The sequence below is a fragment of the Alteromonas sp. KUL17 genome (genome assembly GCF_006538305.1).
Classification (GTDB): Bacteria; Pseudomonadota; Gammaproteobacteria; order Enterobacterales; family Alteromonadaceae; genus Alteromonas; species Alteromonas macleodii.
Map to the genome: position 1 here is coordinate 1 of NZ_BJKJ01000012.1, position 24,064 is coordinate 24,064.

The window sequence follows — 24,064 nt, forward strand, 5'->3', positions numbered from 1 at the left end:
GCCTATGAGCAGAATAAAAGCGTGAAAGAGCAGCGTCTAACAATACTGGTATTGCTGACGACGTTAGCGTCACTCGTAGCTATATTACTGGGTATGGTGCTCGTCTCATCGAATAAGCATCGGCGCTTCCAAGCTAATACCGAAACCAGAAGCGTGTTGTCATTCCATTACCTTGGACTCAGGGCTGTCGCTTGTCGAATACGATTTACTATGCGACAGTGGAAAGCTGCGCTCAAATGGTACAGCTCCATAGTTGACGCAGCCTGGGCCGGAGGCATATGAAATTAAATTCGTGGGGATCCCTCAGACTCTGACCCCATTGTTTTATTTGAGGTTGCGGAGGCCTTGGGTGAGGAGTCGGTCTAGTGCGTTGGCGAAGTTTTGTTTGTCACGTTGGGAGAAGGCTTTTGGACCGCCTGTGTGTTCGCCGCTTGAGCGCATGGTTTCCATGAAATCCCGCATGCCCAGTATCTGCTTAATAGACGACTTATCGTATTCTTCACCACGATTATTTAATGCTAGCGCATTTTTTGCCAGTACATCAGCGGCCAATGGAATGTCATTGGTAATCACCAAGTCACCCGCTTCACACTTCTCTACTATATAATCGTCAGCGGCATCGAAGCCTGACGGCACTTGCGTTAAGGTTATGTGCTTGTCTGGTGGAACAGACATGGAATGGTTAGCCACCAAAGACAAAGGCAGCTTGGTACGTCTGGCTGCCTTAAAAAGAATGTCTTTGATCACTGCAGGGCACGCGTCGGCGTCAACCCATATATGCATGGTCGTATCTCGTAACTGTATCTATTTACGCTAGCATACCACCATCTACCACCACTGTCGTGCCGGTCGTGTAGGTTGAAGCGTCTGATACTAAGTACAATACCGTGCCCGCCATTTCATCTGGGTCAGCGACACGGCCTAGTGGAATAACTTTAAGCGCGTGCTTCAAGATTTGCTCGTTAGTTGTTAACGCTGACGCAAATTTAGTATCGGTTAAACCTGGCAATAATGCGTTTACGCGAATGTTCAAGCTACCGCACTCTTTCGCAAATGACTTAGTCATGCTGATGACCGCAGCTTTCGTAATAGAGTAAATACCCTGCATGTCGCCCGGTGTTACGCCATTTACCGATGCCGTGTTGAGAATGACGCCACCACTCTGCTCTTTCATCATTTTGCCAGCTTCAATCGACATGAAGAAGTAGCCACGAATATTGACGTCTACAGTTTTATTGTAGGCGCCAAGGTCTGTATCTAAGATATGCCCAAAGTAAGGATTGGCTGCCGCGTTGTTTACTAAAATATCCAGTTTTCCAAAATCGCGTTTAATGACATTAAATGCTTCTGTAATTTGCTCCATTTCACCCACATGACACGCTAGCGCTGTCGCCTTACCACCTGCGTCACGAATTGAAGAAGCCACGGCTTCACAGCCGTCAATTTTGCGGCTTGATACAATTACATGCGCGCCATACTGGGCAAGCAAACGGGCAATAGACTCACCGATACCGCGACTTGCACCTGTAACCAGTGCCACTTTTCCTGTTAAATCAAAAAGGTTCTTCATTGTCATATCCTTAATTCTTGCTGATAAAGTGCTGTGTGCTTAATTTCTCTTATTAACGCTTGTTGCGGTGCCTGCTCTAGGCCAACATACCACCGTCGAGTACTACTGACTGACCCGTCATGAATGACGACTCATCACTACACAACCAAGCAATGGCATTAGCAATCTCTTCTGGTTTACCCAAACGCTTCATTGGATTGGCGCCAATAAGCCCTTTTTGGCCTCTTTCATCCAATTTTGATAAAACGCCTTGCACCATAGGAGTATCTACAAAGCTTGGACAAACAGCGTTAATGCGAATGTTCGCCCTTGCGTATTCCACTGCCGCCGATTTAGTAAGCCCCACTACCCCATGTTTTGAAGCGCTGTAAGCACTAATCATAGGCGCAGACCGCAATCCAGCTACAGAGGCAATATTGATGATGTGACCATCGCCTGTCGTCGTCATATGCTTAAGGGCGTTTTTCATGCAATACCACACGCCAGCTAAGTTGACCTGAATATTCTTCATAAACATGGCGTCATCGACTTCAGTTAGCGGAGCTGGAAAATGGTCGATACCCGCGTTATTAATAATTACGTCAATCTTGTCATTATGAGAAAGCGCCGTGTCGAACATCGCTTTGACCTGAGCCGGTTCGGTAACATCCACCGCCACCGCATAGGCTTTGCCACCTGAGGCAACAATTTCTTCAGCCAATGTTTTGGCATTACCTTCGTTTAAGTCGGCAATGCCTACTGTTGCACCACGCGCACTCAATACGCGAGCCGATGCAGCGCCGATCCCCGAGCCTCCACCAGTAATAAGAATATGTTTACCTTCAACATTTGCAGCTACATTCATTAGCTGTACTCCAATTTCGTGAACAAGCGCAACGCTGTTAAATAAAAGTCACTGCGCATGCTCTTTGTTTTGAATGATTAAAAATAACTCGCTTTTACGTTGTTACACGTCGCCTCGCGTGAAGAAAGCACCTCAATATCGCGACTGACTAGCGGTAACTCCCAATTTAAGAAGTATTCAGCTGCTGATAACTTACCTTCATAAAAGTCAACGTCTTGCTCGCCAGCCCCATTCGCGAGTGCTTGTTCGGCAACATTTGCCTGGCGCAGCCAAATCCAGCTCACCACACAACTTGAAAAGATATTTAAAAAGCAGCTCGCGTTAGTTAGTAAAACAGGCTGTTTATCAGAGCGCAGGTCGGCCGCAGCTTGTTGTATTAAACCGCCAAGCTGGTCTAAGTATGGTTTTAATTTTGCAGCTAGCGCCTGTGCTCTGGGCGTTTCTGCGCGCTTCATATCGCTTGTTACACGAGAAAGCAGCACCTGAAGGCCTTTGCCGTCGTGCTGCCATAACTTTCTTCCCAGCAGGTCTAACGCCTGAATACCATTCGTGCCCTCATGAATTGGGTTTAAGCGGTTATCGCGCCAGCACTGCTCAACAGGATATTCACGGGTATAGCCCGCACCACCTAGAATTTGAATTGCCAAATCGTTGGCTTTAGGGCCAAACTCTGAAGGCCATGCTTTGAACACGGGTGTTAAAAGATCTAAAAGCTGAGAAAGTTCGGTACGTTTTTCGCTGTCAGTTTCCGTTTCCATCTCATCGATGAGCATGCTGCCGTACAAGCAGAGGGACATACCGCCTTCACAGTAGGCCTTTTGCGCTAGCAACATACGTCGCACGTCACCGTGATTGATAATAGGTGTAGGCTCGTCTTCTGGCGCAAGATTAGGCGCAGCGCGACCTTGGGTACGATCTTTTGCGTATTCTAGTGAGTAACGGTACCCGCGATACCCTATCATGGCAGCACCATAGCCCACGCCAATGCGTGCTTCGTTCATCATCATGAACATGTAGCGCAAACCCTGGTGCGGCTCGCCAATCAGGTAGCCGTGGCAGTCACCATTTTCGCCAAAAGTTAGTGCGGTTGAAGTTGTACCTCGGTAGCCCATTTTATGGATAAGACCAGCAAGGGTTACATCGTTGCGCACATCTGGATTGCCTTCAGCGTCGAGACGGTATTTAGGTACAGCAAATAAGGAAATGCCTTTTACACCAGCTGGACCACCTGGAATTTTCGCCAACACCAAATGTACGATGTTGTCAGAAAGCTCATGCTCACCACCTGAGATATAAATCTTGCTGCCTTTGATTCGGTACGTACCATCATCTTGCGGCCTTGCTGATGTACGAATATCAGCAAGTGACGAACCGGCATGGGGCTCGGTAAGTGCCATGGTTCCAGTGAAGTCACCCGCTAGCATTTTTGATAGAAACGCACCTTTGATATCTTCGGAGGCAAAGTGTTTAATGACATTGGCGGCCGCCGCAGTTAAGAAAGGGTAAGCGGTTGACGATGGGTTTGCCGCTAAAAAATAGCCCGCGCAGGCATTCATCACGGTAACAGGAAGCTGCATACCGCCATCTTCAAAATCGAAGTGACCCGCGATAAAGCCCGATTCTCTATAAGTATCGAAGGCCACTTTTACGTCGTCAATCATAGAGACTTTAGTGCCATCGAATGTAGGCTCGTTTTTATCAGCAACGGCATTATGAGGAAGAAATAACTCTTCTGCCATCTTCTCGGCCATATCAATAACAGCGTTGAAGGTTTCTACATTGTGCTCTTCGAAGCGAGCTTTTTCACATAAGGCTGCGGTGTTTAATACTTCGTACAGCTGAAATTGCATTTCACGGCGGGGAATAAGTTGATCGGCCATGGTGTCCTGTCCTCTACGAAAACTTGTTAACACATTGTGTCATATTCGTTATCGTGCCATCATTGTCATTAATGACACAATAATGGTCAATCACGCCAACAATCACTGAGTTTTATCTTATTTTATAACTCGAATTATTTTTATGAATGACACGAAGTTCACCGTTACCGTACTCGGCTTTAACCAAGCCTTGGCATCTGCCATTACAGGAGCCCTCGATGTATTTGCTTTCGCAGGTATTAGTTGGCAGCGAATACACAACTTACCAACCAACCCTCAGTTTAAAGTACAGTTGGCCAGTCACCATGGGCAGCCTATTCTTTGCTCTAATCAAGTTGTTCTGCAGCCCAATATCGCCATCGAAGAAGTCTCACATACTGATGTCTTGTTAATTCCCACCATTGGTGGTGATATTGATGAAGTGCTAGAAAGCACAGCGCCTCTGCTTGTACATTTAAGGCGTCTTCAGAAAATGGGGGCCGACATTGCGGCCAATTGCACCGGCACTTTCCTTTTGGCCCAATCCGAATTATTGGACAATAAAATTGCCACTACACATTGGGGTTATGCAGATAAATTTAAGACCATGTACCCTACCGTAAACTTACAACCCGAGAAGATGGTTACTGAAGACGATACGGTGTTTTGTGCAGGCGGCGGCATGGCGTGGATTGATTTATCTATCTTGTTGATAGAACGCTACTGTGGTCATCAGATTGCGAGCGATACGGCAAAATCCCACGTTTTGGATGTGTCCAGAACAAGCCAAACTATTTACGCCAGCAGTCGTCAGCGACGATTTCACTCAGACAAGGACATTAAAGCGGTGCAGTCTTTTTTGGAAAAGAACGTACAAAATAAATGTACGCTAAGCGAACTAGCGCTACGGCATAATATGACCGAACGCACACTTATACGCCGATTTAAAAACGCGTGTGATATTACGCCAGGTCAGTATTTACAGTCGCTGCGCATTGAGCACGCGAGAAAGCTCTTAGAAACCTTTAGTATGCCGTTAGAGAGCGTGATTAGCGCTGTAGGCTATGAAGACCTTAGCTCGTTCACTCGACTATTTAAAAAAACGACCGGTTTATCACCTTCTCAATACCGAGCGAAATTTAAGCGAGGCTAATTTGATTTAGATGGTTAGTAGACTACTTGCACCAAAAAATATCTCTCTATTAAGTTTGATGTTCCATGCCTGTGCACACAGGCTTTTTAGTTACATTCAATCTAACTAATATTGTGCATTTTCGATGAAAAACGCCTTGGTTTGCACAAATTTGAAGTTTTTATGTAAAAGTTTGTGTAAAATGCAGCGCCAAGCATAGATTGTTATTTTTTGTGCTAAAAACACTACAAAAGTATAAATTTAAAATCATCTTGGTGGAAACATGAGAACACACAAAATCGCCACACTAGCGTTAGCCGTTAGTGCTGCGTTCAGCTCTTCAGTTCTTGCACAAGAGGCCGCGACGACAGAAAAAAAAGAAGCCTCACTTGAACAAATTACTGTTACTGCGCAAAAGCGTACTCAGTCAATTCAGGAAGTTCCAATCTCAATCTCTACGCTAAGCGGCGAACAGTTTGAAAGCCTTTTCTCAGGCGGTGGTGACATTCTTGAGCTTGCTACACGTGTACCTGGTTTGTATGCGGAATCTTCTAATGGTCGTGTTGCTCCGCGTTTCTACATTCGCGGTCTCGGAAACACCGACTTCGACTTAGCAGCATCTCAGCCTGTTGCAATCATGATGGATGGCGTTGTTAAAGAAAACGTAATCCTAAAAAGCTTCCCTCTTTTTGACGTATCACAAGTTGAAGTACTTCGTGGTCCACAAGGCACACTTTTCGGTCGTAACACCACAGCGGGTATTGTGAAGTTTGATTCGAACAAACCCACTCAAGACTTCGAAGCTTTCACTGAAGTAAGCGTAGGCAACTTAGGTACATTTAACGCAGAAGCAGCAATCAGCGGTGGGCTTACCGACGAATTATCCGGTCGTTTCTCTTTACTTTCTCAAAACAGAGATAACTGGATCGATAATGGTTTCACTGGCGAATCTGACGCTCTAGGCGAATACGAAGAACTGGCTTGGAGAGGTCAACTATTGTGGGAGCCAACCAGCTTCGACATGACTGCATTGCTTTCTGTTCACGGCCGAGATCTTGACGGCACATCTACTATTTTTAGAGGCAATGCACTTACTACTGGCTCTAACGAGTTCAATCAAAACTACGATCGCGATAAAGTGTATTACGATGGTGGTGCTGGCAATCGTCAAAAATATACGAACGAAGGCCTTTCATTAACGCTAGATTTCTTCTTAAGCGGCGGAATGACGCTAACGTCAATTACGTCGTACGAGCAAGCTGACGGAAGCAGTCGTGGTGACATCGATGGTGGTGCTATTGTTCCTCAAGGAACCGCGGTGCCTGACGGTATCACCTCTGTTGACTACCTTGCAGATACAGACTTTGATGGTGTTGGTGATACGCCAGTAACATCGTTCCCTGGTTTTATTCCATTCGGCTCTGATACCACTGACTTCCTTGATGACCTTCAGCAGGTTACGCAAGAGATTCGACTCGCAAGCAGTGATAAAGGCGACTTTACTTGGCAAACAGGTATTTTCTTGTTTGAATCTGAGTTCGACGTAACTACAGACCCAGGTTTCACCATCGCTACAGTGACTCACGAGAGCTCACTGTGGGCGGTATTCGGCCAAGCTGAATACAAGTTTAACGACGAGACTACACTTGTAGCTGGTATCCGTTATACTGACGACGAGAAGAAGCTTTTTGACACTAACGGCACTGCGTCTGTACCGTTTGACCCAATCACGGTTGACGACCAACGCATTAGCGGTGATTTAAGCCTTAACCACAAACTGAACAGTGAAGTAAGCGTTTATGCTCGCTACGCGCACGGTTTCCGTGGCCCTTCAATTCAAGGCCGAGATGCAGCATTTGGCTCAGCACCATCTGTAGCTGAATCAGAGGTTATGGACTCTTTTGAAATTGGCTTTAAAGCCGATTTACTTGACGACACCCTACGCTTCAACGGTGCAGTTTACTATTACAGCATCGATGACATGCAATTTACTGCAATTGGTGGTGCTGACAATCTAACTCAGCTTATCAATGCTGATAGAGGCACTGGCAAAGGTTTTGAGTTTGACGTTAAGTGGCTTGCAACAGATAACATTTTGTTAACTGCTGGCTATAGCTTCAACGATACTGAAATAGATGATCCTAACTTGTTAGTAGCGCCTTGTGGTTCTGGTCAATGCACTGTGACTGATGAGCTTGTTGATGGTTTTGCTGCTGTTGATGGAAACCCATTCCCTCAAGCGCCAGAGCAAACTTTTGTATTTACAGCAAGGTATTCAATCCCAATGGGCGATTCAGGTGAGTTCTTCGCATTTACTGATTGGGCTTGGCAAGGTGAAACAAACATCTTCCTATACGACGCTGTTGAGTTCCAAACAGACGGTCAGTTTGAAGGTGGCCTTCGTTTAGGTTATGAAAACTTTGATCACGAATACACTGTGGCTTTGTTTGGTCGAAACATCACTGATGAGGAAAACCTTCGAGGAGCAATCGATTTTAACAACTTGACTGCGATCGATAACCAACCTCGCGTATTCGGTATCGAATTTAGAAAGAGCTTTTACTAAATTTTTATTGAGTTACTAATAAAACGTATTACATAACACAAAGCGGTAGCTGTATTTCAGCTACCGCTTTTTTTATCTGTTACGCCGCCATATGAATATCAGATGTAGGCATTTGCACAAGCTGCTGTAATTTCCTACACACCGTCACCCATCGCGCTACTTTCTGGTAGTAGACCTGCTCAATTAACTGCCCTTTTTCATTAAACAAAAAGCTCGCTAATTTCCCCTTATTACCCGGCATATAAAAGTGATGCACGGTAAATTGATGAGACAAAGGGGCATGTACCACCTTTTGATACATACAGAAAGGCAACCCATTTGCGCGCTCGTCGCCCCCAGTCAAGCGGCTACGGCGTTGAAACGTGTCTGATCCGAATTCTGCCATAATGCCGTGTTTTGAAATAAGCTGATCAACCGCTTTAATGCCTGTTTGCATAACTATCTCCTAAACGTTGCGCTTTTTAGCGAACCAAGATTAGACTCAAAATAAACCATACTGATATTTATACAGTATATGTTCATTTGTTTAAAATGCAAACAAAAAAGCCGCTTTTTAAAGCGGCTTCTATTTGATAGCAGTATATATGCGCTAGTTGAGAGCGGATTCCAAAAAGGCCCACTGGTCGGCATACCCTTCTATTTGCATCCATGTTGGCGTACCCGCACCGTGACCAGCTCGAGTTTCAACACGAAGCAGAACTGGGTTATCACAGCTTTGGTCAGCCTGTAGTTGGGCTGCAAATTTATAGCTGTGCCACGGCACAACACGGTCATCGTGATCACCGGTAGTAACTAATGTAGCTGGGTAGCACGTGCCCGGCTTAGTGTTGTGAAGTGGCGAATAAGCATAAAGCGCTTCAAATTCGTCTTTGTTTTCACTTAACCCATAATCAGAGGACCATGCTCGCGCATTTGCACTAGGTGTGTGATAGCGAAGCATATCTAACACGCCGACTGCAGGTAAGGCAGCAGAGAAGAGATCCGGGCGCTGTGTTAAGGTCGCACCAACAAGCAAACCGCCATTCGAGCCACCTTGGATACCCATTTTCTCAGGCGTGGTGTAGCCACTTTCAACCAAATACTCGCCCGCGGCGATAAAGTCATCAAATACGTTTTGCTTATCTAACTTAGTCCCAGCCTTGTGCCACTGTTGCCCATACTCACCACCACCACGTAAGTTAGCTATGGCCAGTACATTGCCCTGCTCTACCCATACCATGCGCGATACTGAATAGCGGGGCAGCAGTGAAATATTAAAACCACCATACCCGTACAGTAACGTTTTATTATTTCCATCTAGCTTCAAGCCTTTTTTATGCACGATAAACATGGGAACTTTTGTTCCATCTTTACTGGTGTAAAAAATTTGCTTTGTTTCGTAGTCATCATAATTAACACCTGTATCGATGGATTTAAATAATGATGACTCGCCGCTTTTTACGTCGTACGCAAATACTTGGCCAGGATTTGTGAATCCCGTAAGTTTATAGAACGTTGTATCGGCATTTTTGCTTCCGTAAAACCCGCTAACACTTCCAATATCATTAAACGCAATTTCATCTATTTTCTTGCCGTTTAAATCAAATACACTTACCTGCCCTTTTACATCTTTTAGATACTGAGCAAAAAGTTTTTCACCCAAAAGTGAAACGCTCGACAAGGTATCAGATGTACTTTCAATTACGGTTTTCGTTGCTTTAACGCCACCATCGAAATCAACCTTAATAACCTTACCTGTAGGGGCATTTGCTGTAGATGTGAAAAATAACTCGTCGTCATGCTCGCCAATTAGGTCGTAACGGCCATCCCATTTGTCGAAAACCGAAACGAGCTCACTGTCATCATTTACCAGCGATTTAGCATAAACACCATTCGCCTGATATCCCTCGAACACAGAAATGAGCAGTGTTTTGCCATCTTGAACAACCGAAGGATAAGGGTTCCATGTAGGTTTATTGTCAAACGCAAAAACCTTTTTGTCTTCACTTTGCACTGTACCTATTGCGTGAAAATAGATAGATACGGTTTGGCTATCATCATACTTACCAGCTTCATTTTGGGGGTAACGTGAATAGAAAAAGCCGCTTTCATCTGGCAACCACGCGATATTTGAAAACTTAATGCCTTTAATAGTGTCAGTTAAATCCGACTTCTTACTGGTGTCACGAACGTGAATAGTTTTCCAGTCAGTACCACCGTCAGAAAGCATGTAGGCCAAGAACGAGGCTTTGGGGCTTAGTTCAGTTGACGCCATAGACACTGTGCCATCTTCACTCAAAGTATTTGGGTCAATCAGTACTTCAGGCTCACCGTTAACGCCGTCAGCCATATAAAGCACATATTGGTTTTGCAAGCCGTCGTTATAAGAATAAAACAGCTTGCCGTTTACCATATATGGCGTTGAGTATTTTTCGTAGTCCCACAGCGCTGTTAGACGTTCTTTGTATCTTTCTCTAGAGGGCAATTCAGCCAGGTAAGGACGAGCAAGGGTGTTTTGAGACTCAACCCAAGCACTTACCTCTTCGCTCTTTTCTTCTTCTAGCCAGCGGTATGGGTCGCTCACTACAGTGCCATGATAGTTGTCTTGCTGAGTCACAGTTTTGGTTTCTGGATAGTCGGACACTTTTGGCATGCCGCCGCTTTGTGATTCACCTTGCACTGAACTAGTAGATTCGGTATACGAGCTTGTACACGCCAAGGTTAAACCTGCTGATGCCGCTACTATGGCAGCGTATATTAGATTTTTCTTCATTTTTATTCCTTAAACGAAAAATGCCGGTTTCAACCGGCATTTTCTATTTAGCTTTCTGTCGTAACTTGCGTATGTTTTCGACCTTTAAACACGCTTTTAAGGTCATTTAAAATAAGGTACAGCGCTGGGACAAGCAGCAAGGTGATCACCGTGGCGAACAAAATACCGAAGGCCAATGAAATAGCCATTGGGATCACAACTTGAGCCTGTAAACTGCGCTCAAAAACAATTGGCATAAGCCCCATAAACGTTGTTAGTGAGGTGAGGATAATTGCTCTGAAACGCTGAGTACCTGCGCTAATAGCAGCATCCATTAGCGACATGCCTTCTTTGCGCGCACGGTTAACGAAATCCACCATGATCAAGCTGTCGTTAACTACCACCCCAGACAACGCAATTATGCCGCAGATAGAAAGTACGCTTACCGCCATACCTAATACCAAATGCCCCACAATGGCGCCTACGATACCAAAAGGTATAACCGACATAATGATGAACGGCTGGCTGTACGATTTAAGCGGAATAGCAAGCAAGGTATAAATGGCAAAGAGTGCAAATAGAAGCCCCTGCATTAGGCTGATCATAGCGTCAGCCTGCTCTTTCGAGTTACCTTGAAGCTGGAAGTCCACCTTGGGATACCGCGCTAGTAGATCCGGCATCAGATTTTCAATCACATCATTGGTTACTTCTGACGGGTCAAGCAACGCTTTATCCACTGCACCAGTTACGGTTACCGAGCGTTTACCATCGACACGAATAATTGAATCAAAGCCCTGACCAACTGTAAATGTCGCCACCTGCTCAAATGGAATTTCTTGCCCATTTGGCGCGCGGATACGCATGTTTTCAAGGTGCTCTATAGAGCTACGTTCCGTTTTCGGATAACGCACCATCACTTTGATTTCTTCATCGTCACGCTGGATACGCTGAACTTCCGCACCATAGAAACCAAAGCGAACCTGCTGACCTAAATCACGCAAAGAAATACCTAGCGCATCAGCCTGAGGTTTCAGCGCGAGTTGAATTTCTTCGCTTCCGCCTGAGAAGGTGTCGTTAATGTCGGTAACACCTTCGTATTTATCCAACGCTTCTTTAAGTTCATCACTTATCGAACGAAGGGCCTTAATATCGCTTGAGCTAAATTCAAAGCTCAGGTCTGAACCACCACCAGGGCCACCCGGAGAGCTAATATTAAACGACTTAACACCTGGGATTTCTGGTAACTCTTGACGCCACATGTCTTGAATTTCAAAGTCTGTCAGCGTTCGCGTTTCACCTTTGGTGAGCTCTGCGAAAATCTCGCCCCCAAGATTGCCGTTATCAAAGGCAATGGCGTGCTTTATAACGTTTTCACCCGACTCTTCAGCTACTTTGTCGTCCATGCGGTGCATGGCCTCGCGAAGCGTAGTCAGTACATTATCACGCTGTTCAAGCGATGAGCCTGGCTCAAGCTCGAAACTTGCAATCATAAAATCGCTAGGAATATTCGGGAAAAATACAAAACGTACAATACCACCACCGAACAGGCCTACTGTGAGGATCAGCATAGCCATAAACACAGCAACCGTGGTGTAGCGATTTCGTACAGCTGTAGCCAAAAATGGCGCGTATTTATTGTTTATAAACGTCTTAATACCTTCGCTGAAGAAATCTCGGAACTTTTGAAATCTATTCGCCTTTTCAGGATCGTAAGGCTTAAGCTTCATGTGTACCAAGTGAGCCGGCAATATTAGTTTGGACTCAATGAGCGAGAAAATAAGGCATACGATAACCACCATACCGATGGTTTTCCAAATAATTCCAAACGGCCCAGATACCATCAGCATGGGCGAGAATGCTGCAATGGTTGTCAACACGCCAAATGTCGCTGGCATAGCGACCTTTTTGACGCCCGCTATCACGTTTTCAGCGCTATGGCCTTTTTTGTCTATTTCAGAATACGCCGATTCCCCCATGATAATGGCGTCGTCAACCACAATACCCAGCACAAGAATAAACGCGAACAGGCTAAGCATGTTGATAGACACGCCAACCATATCTAGCGGCATAACTAACAAGGTGCCAAGAAAACAAACCGGCAAGCCCACAATGACCCAAAACGCGAGCTTAATTTTTAAAAACAAAGAAAGTACCAAGAAAACCAGCAGCGCGCCGAAGAACATGTTTTCCAGCATCATGTTGAGTCGGTCAGCTAAGTAGAACGAACTGTCGCCCCACGTATCAGCTGTAATATGCGCCGGAAATTCCGATTTCTGACTCTCAATATAGGTATTAACTTGCTCAGAGATTTCTAATGCGTTTTGATCACCTACCGCACGCACTCGCAAACTAACAGCGGGTTTATCGTCGAATAGCGCATATTGGTTATTTTCAATAAAACCATCGTTGATATACGCCACATCACCTAATGTCACGCGCGTGCCGTTACCGTTTGTTACTAAAACAATCTGCGAGAAATCCCAGCCTGTATAGGCTTGCCCTTTTGTTCTAAGCAGAATATCGCCATTTTCAGTGCGAATTGAGCCGCCAGGTAAGTCGACGCTGGTTTGACTTAAACGAGCAACGACATCGGCGAATGTAAGGTTGTATTTTTGCAAATCAACTTCCGAAAGCTCAACGGAAATCTCATAGTCCCTTGCCCCAACAACTTGAACACTTGAAATACCAGGTAGGTTAGCAATGTCGTCGCGCAAATCTTTGGCAAACTCTTTTAACTCCCGTTCAGACGCTTCGCCGTAAACCGAGAGCCAAATTACGTCTTGTTGTATTTTTTGACGGTAAATAACGGGCTTTTCAGTGTCTGCGGGGAAGCTCGGAATAGCGTCGACTTGTACTTTTACTTCATCAAGTAAAGATTGAACATCATAGTCTTCTTCCACCTGAATACTTACCGTACCCATACCTTCAACTGCTGTGGAATTAAGCTGCTTAATACCCTCTAGGTCTTTAATTGACTCTTCAATTTTAAGCAGTACGCCCTCTTCTACTTCCTGAGGTGCGGCCCCTAAATACGGTACGCGAACGTTAATAACGTCTATCTCGAAATTGGGAAATACTTGCTTCTGAATACTGAAGGCACCAAATAATCCGCCAACTACAAGCAACCACATCAGAAGGTTTGCAGCTACGCTGTTACGCGCGAACCAGGCAATAAGCCCCTTATTGGTATCAATACGGCTCATTCGCTATCACCTTCCGTGGACGTGCTCTCTACTTTATCGTTATCTTCGCTAGCATCCGATTCAGCGGCATCAGATAGCACTGGCTCATCACCTGGTAGACGAACTTTCATGCCATTATACGGGTTTGGTACGGCACTTCTCACTACCAGGCTTCCATGCTCAATACCAGAACGAATAAACACTTCTTTAGCGGTAGTACGCGCAACCTCAACAGGCTTTATTTCAATCTCACGATTGTCGTTAACAGTCAGTACGGTATTGTCTAAACGTAAAATGCTACGAGGCAACACCACCAATTCTTCATTCTGACGAGACGTGATTTCTGCTTCTACAAACTGACCAAAACGAAGGGGGGCATTATGTGAAGATTTCAGATTGTAAGGATCTTGTACTTCTACAATGGCATATACTACTCGGCTGCCCGTATCTAAGATACCTTCTGAACGCACCAGTTTACCTTCCCAAGTACGTTTCACACCGCCCACAGAGGCCGTTAACGAAACCGGAGCGCCGTCATTGGATTGTCCTGCAATATTGATAAACATTAAGTCGCTGTCAGTAATAGGCAGCCTGACTTCTGCAGTATCGGTGGAGTAAACGGTACCAAGTACTGCGCCCGTCGATACAAACTGACCCAGGTCAATATTACGTTCAACCACAATGCCATTATAAGGGGCTGTAATTTGCGTTCTTGCCAAGTTGCGTTTTGCGCGCTCTAGTTTGGCTTCTGCAGCTTTAACGTTTGCTTGTTCTTTTGCCAGTTGCGGCTTACGTAAACCCAACTCAGGCGGTGCAACGCTACTTACCGATCGCCATTCTTGCTCTGCTACTTTGCCGCGAGCTATTTCTTCTTGAAGCGCTGCTTGCGCTTGAGCTAATTCAGCCTCTGCAAGCTTAAGATCCGTGCGATAATCATCTTGTTCAAGTGTTGCCAGCACATCCCCTTTTTTGAACGTACCGCCAGCTATAAATACATCAGACAAACTCACTACTTGGCCACTGACCTGCGCACTTAACGCAGTTTTATTTCGTGGAACAACGTTACCCTGAGATTTTACGATAAAGCTCACGGCCTCTGCTGTTGCTTCTTTCGCTTCAACCAAAAATGCAGGAATTTCCACGGGTACTTGCTCTGGTGGCTTACGTGATTTGATCATGATTGTCGCGGCGATAAACGCGACCAAAACTATGATTAGTGGAATGCCACTTTTCATCAAGATGGAGTTTTTCATTTACTATCCCTAGGAACGAAGGAAATCCACGCGAGTGAAACGGACGCAACGATGTATTGCACTTTCACATACCACCTGATAACCCACGAAAATCTATTATTATTGTTTCAACACTAGTGTACTGATTTGTGGTTATTGTGCCCACCTAAGATTGTTAAATTTTGTGTCTGTTAATTGTTTTTAAAATACACATAAAAATCAGCCGCCCTAATATAAAAAATTATCAAAAGAATACAAAGTAAGATTGATAATTATCAGATTTTCGTTGATTATTTAATCACTCATTGGTTATGAGTTAACCGGCGGTTGTTATTTGAGCTTAGTCTTTAATGCGAAGTAGCCTCGGGAATGATTTCGCTACGTTGAAGGGAAAACACATTATGAGTCTTAAGAAACAATACCTTAAATCAAAACCTCTGTGCAAAGTGACATTTCGACTAAATGCGGAAGCGGCGCAAGACGCCAAAGAAGCAGCGTTGTGTGGTGACTTTACTGACTGGAAATCACAGCCACTAACGATGAAGAAACTGAAAAGTGGAGACTTCACGTTAACGGTGGATTTAGAGAAGGATCACGAGTACCAGTTTCGCTATCTCATTGATGGTGAAAAATGGGAAAACGATTGGGAAGCAGATGCTTATATTCCCTCACCTGTGAGCATAGAAGACAACTCAGTGGTGCGCGTTTAAATTATTGTTCCATTAAAAAACATACCCGTAACTACTCTAGGTATTTTATAACGATTCCCTACAAAAAAGGCTGCGTATACGCAGCCTTTATCTTCATTTTGCTAAACCTTAAAATTCGATTTACAACGAATTTTCCAGCTCTGGAAGTACATCAAACAAGTCGCATACTAACCCGTAGTCTGCAACCTGGAAAATTGGCGCTTCCTCATCTTTGTTGATAGCAACAATGACTTTAGAGTCTTTCATACCTGCAAGGTGTTGAATAGCGCCCGAGATACCTACCGCGATATAAAGCTGAGGCGCAACAATTTTACCTGTTTGACCTACCTGCATATCATTCGGAACGAACCCAGCATCTACTGCGGCGCGTGATGCACCAATAGCAGCACCTAGCTTGTCAGCAATGCCCTCAAGAAGCTTGAAGTTGTCACCGTTTTGCATACCACGGCCACCTGAAATTACCACTTCTGCTGCAGTTAATTCAGGTCGCTCAGACTCAGTCAGCTCTGCCGATACGAAATCAGACTTATCACTGCCTTTTACAACGTCCACTGCTGCAACTTCTGCGCTGCCGCCTGTTGTTGCAGCATCAAATGATGCAGCTCGTACAGTAATGACCTTCTTCGCGTCAGATGATTGTACGGTAGCAATAGCGTTACCTGCGTAAATTGGGCGTACAAACGTGTCTTCACTCTCTACACCAATGATGTCAGAGATTTGCGCTACGTCTAATAAAGCCGCTACGCGAGGCATGAAGTTCTTACCTGTAGTGGTTGCAGCAGCAACAATGTGGCTGTAGTCAGCAGCAAGTTCTACTACTAGATCAGCCGTATTCTCAGCAAGCTGATGCTTGTAAGCAGCATTGTCAGCAACAAGTACTTTTGCAACACCATCAATTTGCGCCGCAGCTTCAGCTACTGCTTGGCAACCTTCACCTGCGACTAGCACGTGAATATCGCCACCCATTTTCTGCGCGGCATTCACAAGCTTATGCGTTTCAGTCTTTAAGCTTGCATTATCGTGTTCTGCATATACGAGTACGCTCATGAGATCACCTTTGCTTCATTTTTTAACTTGTCTACCAACTCAGCAACATCTGCCACTTTAATGCCACCCTCGCGCTGAGGCGGAGGCGTCACTTTTAGCACCTTAACGTTTGAGTCAAGTGAAACACCAAAATCCGCAGCCGCTTTAACGTCTAACGGTTTGCGTTTTGCTTTCATGATATTAGGAAGCGATGCATAGCGCGGCTCGTTCAAGCGAAGATCTGTAGTTACTACCGCTGGAAGCGAAAGTGCAACAGTTTGAAGACCGCCGTCAATTTCACGGGTTACATTTACTTTTTCGCCGTCAACAACGACTTCTGACGCAAAAGTCCCCTGCGGCATACCAGAAAGTGCTGCAAGCATCTGTCCCGTTTGGTTATTATCAGAGTCGATACTCTGCTTACCAAGAATAACAAGCTGTGGTTGCTCTTCTTCAACTACTTTAGATAACAGCTTCGCCACTTGAAGTGAATCAAGATTTTGGTCGGTATCGATTTGAATACCACGGTCAGCACCTAGGGCTAGTGCTGTACGTATTTGTTCTTGGCAGCTCTTATCACCAATTGAAACAACAACGATTTCAGTGGCCACACCTTTTTCTTTTAATCGAACGGCTTCTTCAACAGCAATTTCGCAAAAAGGGTTAATGGCCATTTTTGCGTTGGTAAGATCTACGCCAGACTCATCGGCCTTCACTCTTACCTTAACGTTGTAGTCGATCGCGCGTTTGACCGGTACGAGTATTTTCATATTTACCTCAATTGTTGAGTTCGTCGGTGTCTATTACGTTTCATTAATAATTAACTATTAATAATTAAAAACGTATTACTTCACCACGCTTTTTGAAACTTTAACAATGTGCTCTACGTTAAAAAAGAATCCGTGGAACGTACGTTTTTTAAAGGCTAGCCTTAAAACGCCGTTAACACCACGTTTACGAGCAGTTATAATACACTGCCAGTTAACGTTAACGTAAACTGCTTTGCAATGTACTTACTGTTGACGTAAACGTCAACCTGCATTACCTTGCAAAACGACAATTAATTTACATGTTTTTGACACAAAGCATTATTTGTTTCATCAATAGTGCATTATAAAAATACAAACATAAGGAGCCTCCCGTGGAACGAGAATCGATGGAGTTTGACGTAGTCATCGTCGGTGCCGGCCCAGCTGGATTATCAACGGCTTGTAAGCTTATGCAGCTTGCAAATGAAAAAGACCAAGAGCTAATGGTTTGTGTGGTCGAAAAAGGCTCCGAGGTAGGTGCACACATTCTTTCTGGTGCCGTTTTTGAGCCGCGCTCACTAAACGAACTTTTCCCTGATTGGAAAGAAAAAGGCGCACCTCTCAATACACCCGTAACTGAAGACCACATTTACCTACTTAATGATGAGACTTCAGCGAAAAAGTTACCAAACGCTATTACCCCGAAAACCATGCACAACGATGGCAACTATATTGTGTCTATGGGTAATGTGTGTCGCTGGTTGGCAGAACAAGCTGAACAACTAGGTGTTGAAGTATTCCCTGGCTTTGCGGCCTCTGAAGTTATTTACAATGAAGATGGCAGTGTTGGCGGTGTACTTACCGGCGACATGGGCGTGGGTGAAAACGGGGAACCTAAAGACGGCTACATGCCAGGTATGGAGCTACGCGCTAAATACACAGTGTTTGCAGAAGGCTGTCGCGGTCACTTAGGGAAAGACCTCATTTCGCACTTTAAGCTGGACGAAGACAGTTCACCGCAACATTATGCCATTGGCTTTAAAGAAATTTGGGATATAGACCCATCTAAGCACCAGCCAGGACTTGTGGTTCACAGTGCCGGCTGGCCACTTGACGATGCAACAGGCGGTAGCTATTTGTACCACGCTGAAGATAACCAAGTGTTCGTTGGGCTAATCGTAGACCTAAACTACGACAATCCATACCTAAGCCCGTTTGATGAATTTCAACGCTTAAAGCACCACCCCGTATTTAAACAGTACCTTGAAGGCGGTAAACGTGTCTCTTATGGCGCAAGAGCTATCGCTAAAGGTGGGTTTAACTCGTTGCCTAAAATGACCTTCCCAGGTGGTTTACTCGTCGGCTGTGAAGCCGGAACGCTAAACTTTGCCAAAATTAAAGGTAATCACACGGCCATGAAGTCGGGCATGCTTGCAGCAGAGAGTATTTTTGAAGCCATTTCAGAAAATGCTGAGGCACCAGTAAAAGAGTTAACAAGCTTTACAGAGAAATTTAAATCATCGTGGCTATACGACGAATTGTTCCGCTCTCGTAACTTTGGCCCCGCTATCCACAAACTCGGAAATTTCTGGGGTGGCGCATTTAACACGCTAGAGCAAAATATCTTTAATGGTAATTTGTTTTTCACCATGAAAGACGAACATAAAGACTACGCACAGCTTAAAGAAGCGAAAGATGCAAAAGAGATTTCATATCCTAAGCCAGATGGCGTGTTAAGCTTTGATAAATTGTCTTCTGTATTTCTATCTAATACAAATCACGAAGAAGACCAGCCTTGCCACTTAAAATTAAAAGATCCGTCTATTCCTTTGCAGGTTAATTTACCTAAATTTGCAGAGCCAGCACAGCGTTACTGCCCTGCCGGGGTATATGAAGTAATTGAAGAAGAAGGTGAAAAACGTTTCCAAATTAATGCACAAAACTGTGTTCACTGTAAAACCTGTGACATAAAAGACCCAAGTCAAAATATTAAATGGGTAGTTCCGGAAGGTGCCGGCGGTCCAAATTACCCTAACATGTAATTTAAAGTATTAATTTGCTATTTAACGGATATTTTTAAAAAGCGAGCTTGGCTCGCTTTTTTTTTGTGCTACTTTTATTTATTATCCAATAGAAATTAAGTACAACGTATTAAGGTTAATTAATGAGCGATTTTTTAGATATTTTAACCCATGGAAGACGTTTACAAGGTGCTGTTAAGGAATTAAGCATTGAAGAACTTGAACAAGTTCAAGAAAAACTTAGCGGTATAATTGAGAAAAGAAAGAAAATTAGTAGAACAAGAAAAGCTTGAGAAAGAAAAATTAGAGAAGCTCGCTGCTATTAAAAAGCAAATGGAAGAAGCGGGTTTAAATGTTGAAGATCTACAGGCATTAAATGTAGAAAAAACAAAAAGGTTGGCAAAAAACGTCCGGTTAAATACAAGCTTGTTGATAGCAAGGGTGAAGAACACCTTTGGACAGGTATAGGACGCATGCCTCGCGTTTATAAAGAAGCGCTAGATAGCGGTAAGTCACTCGACGATTACGCCATTAATTAATTGAAATTGTGAATTAAACAAGGCCTGTTTTTACAGGCCTTATTTTGTTTGAACAGCATGTTCAGAAACGGATAAGTATATTGTGAAGTTGAACTACAAACTTTCGGAATGCGCTTCTACCTCTCCCTGGCTGATTCTCATTCATGGACTATTTGGAAATGCCGATAATTTAGCCAGCATTAAGCGCCACTTTGAGTCTAATTACAATGTGATCAGCATTGACCTGCCTGACCACGGTGAATCCCCGTGGACATCTTCATTTTCTGTCGACGATGCTGCAAATGGGGTGTTCGAGATTATGCAATCGCTTAATATTAGAGAAAGCGCGGTTTTAGGCCACTCATTAGGCGGCAAAGTAGCCATGAGATTAGCCTTAAACCACGGCGACGTTGTTTCTCACCTCATTGTCGCCGATATTGCACCAGTATCTTACGACCATAGCCACCAATCCGTATTTGATGGGCTCAAGGCCGTTCCTTTAAATGCAATTCAAAGTAGAAAAGATGCTGAAAAAGAAATGGTTAAACATGTGAAAGAGCCAGGCGTTCGACAATTCTTATTGAAGAGCCTATATCAAGATGAAAATGGCGATTGGAAATGGCGTTTTAATGTCGATGGATTAATTGCCAGTTATTCTCACATTATTGATTGGGAACAAACAAATCAAACATTTGATGGCGTAACCTTATTCATCAAGGGCAGTGAGTCTGATTATATTACGCCAGCCTATCGCGATGAAATAACGCGTTATTTCCCCAAGGCTAAAGCACATGTAATAGAAGGTACTGGCCACTGGTTACATGCAGAAAAGCCAGCGGTCTTTAACGCCGTTGTAGAAAGAACGCTCAATAAATCGTCTTAAAGAAGGATTTTCATCATCATTTAAGATGAGAATGACTATTATTACCTATTTTTGAACGTTTTAGGCTCTTACAGGCGTATATACTGTGATATAGTTGCGCCAGATTTTTTTAAGTAACAACACTATGCTTGCAGAAAATTACGAACTCATTGAGTCCATCATGCTGTATGGCGGCTTATCTATCCTTTTTGGATTGATGGGTTTTGCTGTACACGATGTACTGCGTAAGAACAATGTGCCACTTATTGGACGAGTGGTAACGTACGGTGTGCTAGGTTTAGGCGCATTAGGGTTTCTTGCGAAGGGCATTATTGAATGGTTTTGGCTAAGCACAGGCGTTTAATTAGTAACGATTAATAGAGGTTAGATATGGCAAGCGTTGGCCTATTTTTCGGAAGTGACACGGGTAATACCGAACATGTTGCGAAAATGATCCAGAAGGAATTGGGTAAACAGCTAATTGATGTTAAAGACATTGCCAAGAGCAGTAAAGAAGACATCGCTGAATTTGATTTGCTTATCTTTGGTATCCCTACGTGGTACTACGGTGAAGCGCAATGCGATTGGGATGATTTCTTTCCTGAACTAGAGCAAATTGACTTCAACGACAAGCTAGTTGCTATTTTTGGTTGTGGAGACCAGGAAGACTATGCAGAGTACTTCCTAGACGCGATGGGCATGGTACGTGACATCGTTGAAGCCAAAGGTGCGATTTTAGTAGGTCAATGGTCAACTGAAGGCTACGACTTTGAAGCGTCTAAAGGCATGGCTGACGACAATCACTTTGTTGGCTTGGGTATTGACGAAGACCGTCAACCAGAACTAACTGACTCGCGCGTTAAAGCGTGGTGTAAGCAAATTCACGATGAACTTTGCTTGGCCGAACTTGCTTAAGCACAACTGCGAAAAAGAATACAAAAAACCGCTCTGATGAGCGGTTTTTTTTAATATTTAATCAGCAGCGCCTGCTGTCAGTTACGCTAATTCAGCGATTACAGGTGAAACCGCTCTACTGCTTTTCTCAAGCTCTCAGTTTGCGCGTCCAACAACATTGTCGACTCGTTCGACTGGCGCGTGCTTTGCGCACTGGAGTCGGCTAGTGCAACTATGCGGTTCAAACTTTTCGCAACATCACCAAGTAAAACATCTTGTTGTTCGGTATCGGCCACAATGTGTTCGTTAATATCGCTTAACCGCTCAATGATTTCTCTAATACTCTCTACTTGTTGAGATACTTGCTGGGTAATTTCCACCCCTTCTTGCGCTTGTTCGCGCCCTGCATTAATCGCTTTTACTGCCTGCGCAGCATCTTTTTGTAAGTTCCCAATCATCTGCTCAATTTCTTCCGTAGAGTCATGGGTGCGGTTAGCTAGCGTTCGCACTTCATCCGCAACAACCGCAAAGCCTCTACCTTGTTCACCAGCTCTTGCAGCTTCAATGGCTGCATTCAATGCTAACAAGTTGGTTTGCTCTGCAATCGTTTTAATCACGTCTAAGATACTGCCAATATTGCGAGAGTTGTCGTCCAAACGATTAATGATCTGCGCCGAAGACTCCGCCTGTTTGGCTTGATTACCCACCTGCTGACTGCTTTTTTGTACCAATTGACCAATGTCTGTACTTTGCTTTGTTATATCGCGTAGGGCGTCCATTGCTTCATTAATTTGGGCGAGGTTGCTGCGGCTTTTTTCCTGTACGTGTTTTGTATTCGTAGACGTTACCGTTACTTGCTCACGTTGCTTGTCTACCTCAGATAAGCTCTTATTACCCAGCTCTACGCTTTCTTTTGTAATGTCTATAAGGCGTTTTTCTTGCTCTAATATATTGCCCACTAGCTCTCGTAAACTATCGGTTAGGCTGTTCACTTTTGCGGAAAGGGCAGAAAACTCGTCATTGCCCTCTTGAGGCAATTTGGTGCTTAAATCCCCTTTACTTAGCTGACTTAAGCCTTTATTGATACGGCCAAGGGGCTTGGAAATACTACGGGTTACAATAACCGCTAAAAATATTGCAGCAACCAAGCCCAGTGCCGCGACAATGATATTGCGCACAAGGTTGGCCTGAACAGATTCAAGAATGGCGTTCTGCCCATCAAGAGATTGCTTCTGGACAGCGTCAAACAAAGTATTAATGTCGGCAAGTGCGGTTTCTAACGCTTCTTTTGCTTCCTTCTGAGCTTTCGCCGCTTTGTCTACTTCAGAAAGTTTTTGTCGCTGCAAAGCAATTAATCCATTTGTGCCGTTTACCGCTTCCATCAGTAAACCATACTGTTCGTTAAAAGAAGCTATCGTACCGCCATCATCTACCCCTGTGGCCAAGCGATTTACATAGTCTTTATCTACCTGCAAATTACTCAATTGGTATTCTAAATCTTCAATAATATTGGCACTTTGCGTAGCGTTATCGGTTTCAGCCAGTTCAATGAATGAATCATTCATTGTGAGCAATTTATTGTCTATTGCAGTGCCCGCACCAATTAGCGTTTCAATGCTGGGGTTATTTCCCTCTAAATAGGAAAGATCTAGCATTAACGCACTAGCCTCATCAGCCGTCATTAAGACTTTTTCAAGCTGTGCAGCAAGAGCCTTCTCGATATTCATTCGCTCGTTGATAGCGGTATACATGTCGTTACTACTATTAACGTAGGCTAGACTAACGTCGACAGCGTTACTGGCTACCGCGTTATTTGGCATAAGTGAGTTTAAACGAGACAAGTCGTCAGAGAATGCGGAAGATAAAGTATCAAACGTCTCTTTGTTTGCGACCAGCTCTTCTCTATTTTCGACATGATATCCGTTGGCAGTAATCACTGATAAAGATAGGATCTCAGTCTTTACTTTTACCATGCTGGTCTGAACTGGCATCTTTTGCTCTACAACGTCTTGTGCAGAATCTTTTATTCCGCTAAGACCAAAATAGGAAAGAATACTGGTAAGTAATAATAAGCAGCCGAATAAGCCAAAGCCTAACGTGATTTTATTTATAATTGTTAACTGCATGGGCACTTCCACCAAAAAAACCATGCCAAAAAATAAAAAGGG

The 24,064-nt window shown here is 44.2% G+C and carries 18 protein-coding genes and 2 pseudogenes; 9 read left to right on the forward strand and 11 right to left on the reverse strand.

From position 1 onward, the window contains the following. Positions 1-282 (forward strand): annotated as a pseudogene (locus KUL49_RS20915) (transposase); the annotation flags it as partial. Positions 283-324: 42 nt separating this feature from the next. On the opposite strand, the gene KUL49_RS11770 reads toward KUL49_RS20915, so the two are convergent. The 4 genes from KUL49_RS11770 to KUL49_RS11785 all read right to left on the reverse strand — a co-directional run bounded on the left by KUL49_RS11770 (position 325) and on the right by KUL49_RS11785 (position 4,294). Next, on the reverse strand, positions 325-783 hold the full coding sequence (locus KUL49_RS11770) for a YaiI/YqxD family protein (RefSeq protein WP_014949724.1): 459 nt from the start codon (positions 781-783) through the stop codon (positions 325-327). 25 nt (positions 784-808) lie between these two features. Beyond that, a complete protein-coding gene (locus KUL49_RS11775) occupies positions 809-1,570 on the reverse strand; it encodes an SDR family oxidoreductase (RefSeq protein ID WP_131137395.1) in 762 nt (253 codons plus the stop codon). A gap of 76 nt (positions 1,571-1,646) precedes the next feature. Then, positions 1,647-2,414: an SDR family NAD(P)-dependent oxidoreductase gene (locus tag KUL49_RS11780; protein ID WP_131137396.1), complete on the reverse strand. Its 768-nt coding sequence runs from the start codon at positions 2,412-2,414 to the stop codon at positions 1,647-1,649. A 77-nt stretch (positions 2,415-2,491) separates the two neighbouring features. Continuing rightward, positions 2,492-4,294: an acyl-CoA dehydrogenase gene (locus KUL49_RS11785; RefSeq protein WP_131137397.1), complete on the reverse strand. Its 1,803-nt coding sequence runs from the start codon at positions 4,292-4,294 to the stop codon at positions 2,492-2,494. Positions 4,295-4,436: 142 nt separating this feature from the next. On the opposite strand from KUL49_RS11785, the gene KUL49_RS11790 reads away from it, so the two are divergent. Both KUL49_RS11790 and KUL49_RS11795 read left to right on the forward strand, forming a co-directional pair. Continuing rightward, positions 4,437-5,426, forward strand: coding sequence for a GlxA family transcriptional regulator (locus tag KUL49_RS11790; RefSeq protein WP_131137398.1), 990 nt, complete (start codon positions 4,437-4,439; stop codon positions 5,424-5,426). A gap of 262 nt (positions 5,427-5,688) precedes the next feature. Next, a complete protein-coding gene (locus tag KUL49_RS11795; protein WP_131137399.1) occupies positions 5,689-7,971 on the forward strand; it encodes a TonB-dependent receptor in 2,283 nt (760 codons plus the stop codon). 79 nt (positions 7,972-8,050) lie between these two features. Here the strand turns inward: KUL49_RS11795 and KUL49_RS11800 are convergent, their stop codons facing one another. The 4 genes from KUL49_RS11800 to KUL49_RS11815 form a co-directional block, all read right to left on the reverse strand. Then, entirely contained in the window at positions 8,051-8,407 is a 357-nt protein-coding gene (locus tag KUL49_RS11800) for a hypothetical protein (protein WP_131137400.1), read from the reverse strand. Between the two features lie 153 nt (positions 8,408-8,560). Then, the gene (locus KUL49_RS11805) at positions 8,561-10,723 is read right to left on the reverse strand and encodes a prolyl oligopeptidase family protein (RefSeq protein ID WP_131137401.1); all 2,163 of its coding nucleotides are present in this window, start codon (positions 10,721-10,723) and stop codon (positions 8,561-8,563) included. A gap of 47 nt (positions 10,724-10,770) precedes the next feature. Next, the gene (locus KUL49_RS11810) at positions 10,771-13,905 is read right to left on the reverse strand and encodes an efflux RND transporter permease subunit (protein WP_131137402.1); all 3,135 of its coding nucleotides are present in this window, start codon (positions 13,903-13,905) and stop codon (positions 10,771-10,773) included. Beyond that, positions 13,902-15,137 carry an efflux RND transporter periplasmic adaptor subunit gene (locus tag KUL49_RS11815; protein WP_131137403.1) on the reverse strand — a complete coding sequence of 412 codons (1,236 nt, stop codon included), beginning with the start codon at positions 15,135-15,137 and terminating at the stop codon, positions 13,902-13,904. The genes KUL49_RS11810 and KUL49_RS11815 overlap by 4 nt, the downstream gene beginning before the upstream one ends. Positions 15,138-15,517: 380 nt before the next feature. Between KUL49_RS11815 and KUL49_RS11820 the strand changes: the two genes are divergently transcribed. Beyond that, positions 15,518-15,826: an isoamylase early set domain-containing protein gene (locus tag KUL49_RS11820; protein WP_014949733.1), complete on the forward strand. Its 309-nt coding sequence runs from the start codon at positions 15,518-15,520 to the stop codon at positions 15,824-15,826. 120 nt (positions 15,827-15,946) lie between these two features. On the opposite strand, the gene KUL49_RS11825 is transcribed toward KUL49_RS11820, so the two are convergent. Together KUL49_RS11825 and KUL49_RS11830 are read right to left on the reverse strand one after the other, a co-directional pair. Next, on the reverse strand, positions 15,947-16,873 hold the full coding sequence (locus tag KUL49_RS11825; protein WP_131137404.1) for an electron transfer flavoprotein subunit alpha/FixB family protein: 927 nt from the start codon (positions 16,871-16,873) through the stop codon (positions 15,947-15,949). Beyond that, complete coding sequence (locus KUL49_RS11830) at positions 16,870-17,622, reverse strand: electron transfer flavoprotein subunit beta/FixA family protein (protein ID WP_131137405.1); 753 nt, start codon at positions 17,620-17,622, stop codon at positions 16,870-16,872. Before KUL49_RS11830 ends, KUL49_RS11825 begins: the two co-directional genes overlap by 4 nt. 371 nt (positions 17,623-17,993) lie before the next feature. On the opposite strand from KUL49_RS11830, the gene KUL49_RS11835 reads away from it, so the two are divergent. The 5 genes and pseudogenes from KUL49_RS11835 (at position 17,994) to fldA (ending at position 21,917) form a co-directional block, all read left to right on the forward strand. Further along, complete coding sequence (locus KUL49_RS11835) at positions 17,994-19,643, forward strand: electron transfer flavoprotein-ubiquinone oxidoreductase (RefSeq protein ID WP_014976739.1); 1,650 nt, start codon at positions 17,994-17,996, stop codon at positions 19,641-19,643. A gap of 122 nt (positions 19,644-19,765) precedes the next feature. Then, positions 19,766-20,161, forward strand: a pseudogene (locus KUL49_RS11840) (H-NS family nucleoid-associated regulatory protein). A gap of 82 nt (positions 20,162-20,243) precedes the next feature. Next, complete coding sequence (locus KUL49_RS11845) at positions 20,244-21,023, forward strand: alpha/beta fold hydrolase (RefSeq protein WP_131137406.1); 780 nt, start codon at positions 20,244-20,246, stop codon at positions 21,021-21,023. Positions 21,024-21,147: 124 nt separating this feature from the next. Beyond that, positions 21,148-21,366, forward strand: a complete 219-nt coding sequence (locus tag KUL49_RS11850) for a DUF2788 domain-containing protein (RefSeq protein WP_131137407.1) — start codon at positions 21,148-21,150, stop codon at positions 21,364-21,366. Positions 21,367-21,392: 26 nt separating this feature from the next. Continuing rightward, complete coding sequence (gene fldA / locus KUL49_RS11855) at positions 21,393-21,917, forward strand: flavodoxin FldA (RefSeq protein ID WP_014949739.1); 525 nt, start codon at positions 21,393-21,395, stop codon at positions 21,915-21,917. A 98-nt stretch (positions 21,918-22,015) separates the two neighbouring features. Here the strand turns inward: fldA and KUL49_RS11860 are convergent, their stop codons facing one another. After that, positions 22,016-24,022 (reverse strand): methyl-accepting chemotaxis protein, encoded by a 2,007-nt coding sequence (locus KUL49_RS11860; protein ID WP_131137408.1) that lies wholly within the window; start codon positions 24,020-24,022, stop codon positions 22,016-22,018. Between the last annotated feature and the right edge of the window lie 42 nt (positions 24,023-24,064).

Coding starts and splice junctions, on each gene's coding strand:
- KUL49_RS11770 (WP_014949724.1), bottom strand. CDS start 783: ATGCATATATGGGTTGACGCCGACGCGTGCCCTGCAGTGATCAAAGAC.
- KUL49_RS11775 (WP_131137395.1), bottom strand. CDS start 1,570: ATGAAGAACCTTTTTGATTTAACAGGAAAAGTGGCACTGGTTACAGGT.
- KUL49_RS11780 (WP_131137396.1), bottom strand. CDS start 2,414: ATGAATGTAGCTGCAAATGTTGAAGGTAAACATATTCTTATTACTGGT.
- KUL49_RS11785 (WP_131137397.1), bottom strand. CDS start 4,294: ATGGCCGATCAACTTATTCCCCGCCGTGAAATGCAATTTCAGCTGTAC.
- KUL49_RS11790 (WP_131137398.1), top strand. CDS start 4,437: ATGAATGACACGAAGTTCACCGTTACCGTACTCGGCTTTAACCAAGCC.
- KUL49_RS11795 (WP_131137399.1), top strand. CDS start 5,689: ATGAGAACACACAAAATCGCCACACTAGCGTTAGCCGTTAGTGCTGCG.
- KUL49_RS11800 (WP_131137400.1), bottom strand. CDS start 8,407: ATGCAAACAGGCATTAAAGCGGTTGATCAGCTTATTTCAAAACACGGC.
- KUL49_RS11805 (WP_131137401.1), bottom strand. CDS start 10,723: ATGAAGAAAAATCTAATATACGCTGCCATAGTAGCGGCATCAGCAGGT.
- KUL49_RS11810 (WP_131137402.1), bottom strand. CDS start 13,905: ATGAGCCGTATTGATACCAATAAGGGGCTTATTGCCTGGTTCGCGCGT.
- KUL49_RS11815 (WP_131137403.1), bottom strand. CDS start 15,137: ATGAAAAACTCCATCTTGATGAAAAGTGGCATTCCACTAATCATAGTT.
- KUL49_RS11820 (WP_014949733.1), top strand. CDS start 15,518: ATGAGTCTTAAGAAACAATACCTTAAATCAAAACCTCTGTGCAAAGTG.
- KUL49_RS11825 (WP_131137404.1), bottom strand. CDS start 16,873: ATGAGCGTACTCGTATATGCAGAACACGATAATGCAAGCTTAAAGACT.
- KUL49_RS11830 (WP_131137405.1), bottom strand. CDS start 17,622: ATGAAAATACTCGTACCGGTCAAACGCGCGATCGACTACAACGTTAAG.
- KUL49_RS11850 (WP_131137407.1), top strand. CDS start 21,148: ATGCTTGCAGAAAATTACGAACTCATTGAGTCCATCATGCTGTATGGC.
- fldA (WP_014949739.1), top strand. CDS start 21,393: ATGGCAAGCGTTGGCCTATTTTTCGGAAGTGACACGGGTAATACCGAA.
- KUL49_RS11860 (WP_131137408.1), bottom strand. CDS start 24,022: ATGCAGTTAACAATTATAAATAAAATCACGTTAGGCTTTGGCTTATTC.